This window comes from Skermanella sp. (genome assembly GCF_059503625.1).
Genome location: NZ_JCACHA010000473.1, coordinates 1 through 2,249, shown reverse-complemented (window position 1 = coordinate 2,249; position 2,249 = coordinate 1). Strand labels below are relative to the sequence as shown.

Here is a 2,249-nt window from a genome sequence, read left to right as displayed (position 1 = left end):
CGGCGAAGTAATCGAGGTGCCGCCGGAGCGCCAGACCTGCCTCTACTCGGTCATGCCGTTCTACGAGGGCGAGACGCTGGAGCGGCGGCTTGGCCGCAAGCCGCGCCTGACCCTGCGGGAAGGCGCCGGGATCGCCGCCCGGATTGCCAAGGCCGTAGCAGCCCTGCACCGGGCCGGCATCGTCCACCGCGACATCAAGCCGGACAACGTGATCCTGGAGAGCGGCGGCGGCCTCCGCCTGATCGACCTGGGGGTGGTCCGGCTGCCACGGGTGGAAGACTTCCCGGCCGCCGACATCCCCGGCACGCCCAGCTACATGGCGCCCGAGTTGTTCGCCGGTCAGCCCGGCGACGAGCTGAGCGACGTCTATGCCCTGGGCGTCACGGTCTACCGGGCCTTCACCGACCGCTACCCCTACGGCGAGATCGAGCCGTTCAGCCATCCGCGCTTCGGCAAGCCCATCCCGCTGTCGCGCTACCGCCCCGACCTGCCCGGCTGGCTGGAGGCGATGCTGGAGCGCGCCGTGGCCGCCGACCGCAAGGAGCGGATGGCCGACGCCATCGAGTTCGCGATGGAACTGGAAAACGGCCTGGAGCGCGGCGAGCCCGTCAGCCCGCGCCGGGTGCCGCTGTACGACCGCGACCCCGTCCGGTTCTGGCAGATCGTCTCGGTGGTGCTGGCATTGACACTGCTTCTGACGAATCTCTAGACAGGACGAGCCTATCGCCATGCCACCGGAGCCCGCCCCATGACGTTCATCACCGCCGCCGGCCACCGCCTCGACACGAAGTGCATCGGGCCGCGCGACGGCGCCGGGCCGGTGCTGGTGTTCCTTCATGAAGGCTTGGGCTCGATCGAGCTTTGGCGCGATTTCCCTGAAAGGATCGCGGAGCTGACCGGCTGTGCGGCCCTGGTCTATTCCCGCCACGGCTATGGCCGGTCCGATCCGCTGAGGGAAAGCCGCTCGACACGATACCTGCACCACGAGGCGCTGGACGTGCTGCCGGCGGTGCTCGACGCCTGCGGTGTCCGCGATCCCGTCCTGATCGGCCACAGCGACGGCGCCTCGATCGCCCTGCTGGCGGCAGGGGCCGGCGTCGTTCCGGTGCGCGGCGCCGTAGTCATGGCTCCCCATGTCTTCGTCGAGGACATCACCATCGCCGGGATCGAAAAGGCTGCAACCGCCTGGAGCGAGGGCGGTCTGGCGCGGGCGCTTGCCCGCTACCACGCCGATGCGGAGGGAGCGTTCAAGGGCTGGAACGAGGCTTGGCTTGCGCCGGAGTTCCGCGCCTGGAACATCGAAGAGTATCTTCCCGGCATCCGCTGCCCCTTGCTCGCGATCCAGGGCGTCGACGACGAATACGCGACGCTGGCCCAGATCGACGCGATAGAGCGTCAGGTGACAGGCCCGTTCGAGCGGCAGGATCTTGCCGACTGCCGCCACACGCCCTGGCGCGACCAGCCCGATCCGGTCGCCGCCGCGATCGCCCGCTTCGTCGCCGGACTGCCGGGCAAGATTTCAGGATTTCCTGGCTAAATAAATCTTATGGTTAACGAAATTGAAAGCTTCTTGGCCTAAAACTTCCCTTGCGCCCTTCTCGGTGCGTTTTCTTCCTTGTAAACTTCAAAGCCCCGCGCGCTGTCCGCTGCGGGGCTTCTTTTTGCCCGTTCCACAGGGAGGTTTGTAGCCTTAGACGATCGTCACACGACTCCGTTCCACGACCGCTCCCGCAGCGGCACCCACCAGATGTCCAGAAAGCTCCAGACCATATTCACCGTTTCCCCATCGTCGGAGAGCGGAAACAGGGAATCGGTCAGCCTGACCACCATCTTGCTCTTGCCCACATAGGGCCGGTCGGTCGTCAGCGGCTTTCCCGTATTGGCGACATAGGCGTAGTCGGCCCAGCCCTTGTTTCCTTCGACCAGGTAGGGAAGTTCGGAAAAGCGGACGCCGCGCAGGTTCTTGGTGGTGATGTTGTCGATAGCGGTGCCGAGCAGCCGAAAGCGGAAGTCAAGGGGATCGCGCAGCACGTCGACCAGCGCCGTGGAGGACAGCAGACGAGGGATCTCGACCGGGTCGATATCCCTCCGGGACGGCATGCGCCGGCTCCCTCGCTTCAAGTTCCAATAGGCCGTGGCTTCCTGGACAAGCGGCGAGCAAGGGGGGGCCTGCACGTTCACGTCCCTGTCGGAAAGGTCCGTCCACACTCCAGCCAAGCGGGAATTCTCCTTTGAAGACATGCTCAGCA

General features: G+C 66.0%; 3 protein-coding genes. 2 read left to right on the top strand and 1 reads right to left on the bottom strand.

Annotated features, from left to right (window positions below; translation table 11 throughout):
• Both AC5JJ6_RS10395 and AC5JJ6_RS10390 read left to right on the top strand, forming a co-directional pair.
• Positions 1 to 709 (top strand): serine/threonine-protein kinase (locus tag AC5JJ6_RS10395; protein WP_496041966.1); only part of this gene is annotated, 709 nt, incomplete at its 5' end.
• Positions 710 to 748: 39 nt separating this feature from the next.
• Positions 749 to 1,537, top strand: coding sequence for an alpha/beta fold hydrolase (locus tag AC5JJ6_RS10390; protein WP_496041965.1), 789 nt, complete (start codon positions 749 to 751; stop codon positions 1,535 to 1,537).
• Between the two features lie 164 nt (positions 1,538 to 1,701).
• Here the strand turns inward: AC5JJ6_RS10390 and AC5JJ6_RS10385 are convergent, their stop codons facing one another.
• Positions 1,702 to 2,241 (bottom strand): PAS domain-containing protein, encoded by a 540-nt coding sequence (locus AC5JJ6_RS10385; protein ID WP_496041967.1) that lies wholly within the window; start codon positions 2,239 to 2,241, stop codon positions 1,702 to 1,704.
• Positions 2,242 to 2,249: the final 8 nt, after the last annotated feature.

What these genes read in the sequence shown, in the direction of transcription:
- AC5JJ6_RS10390 (WP_496041965.1), top strand. Translation starts at nt 749, where the DNA reads ATGACGTTCATCACCGCCGCCGGCCACCGCCTCGACACGAAGTGCATC.
- AC5JJ6_RS10385 (WP_496041967.1), bottom strand. Translation starts at nt 2,241, where the DNA reads ATGTCTTCAAAGGAGAATTCCCGCTTGGCTGGAGTGTGGACGGACCTT.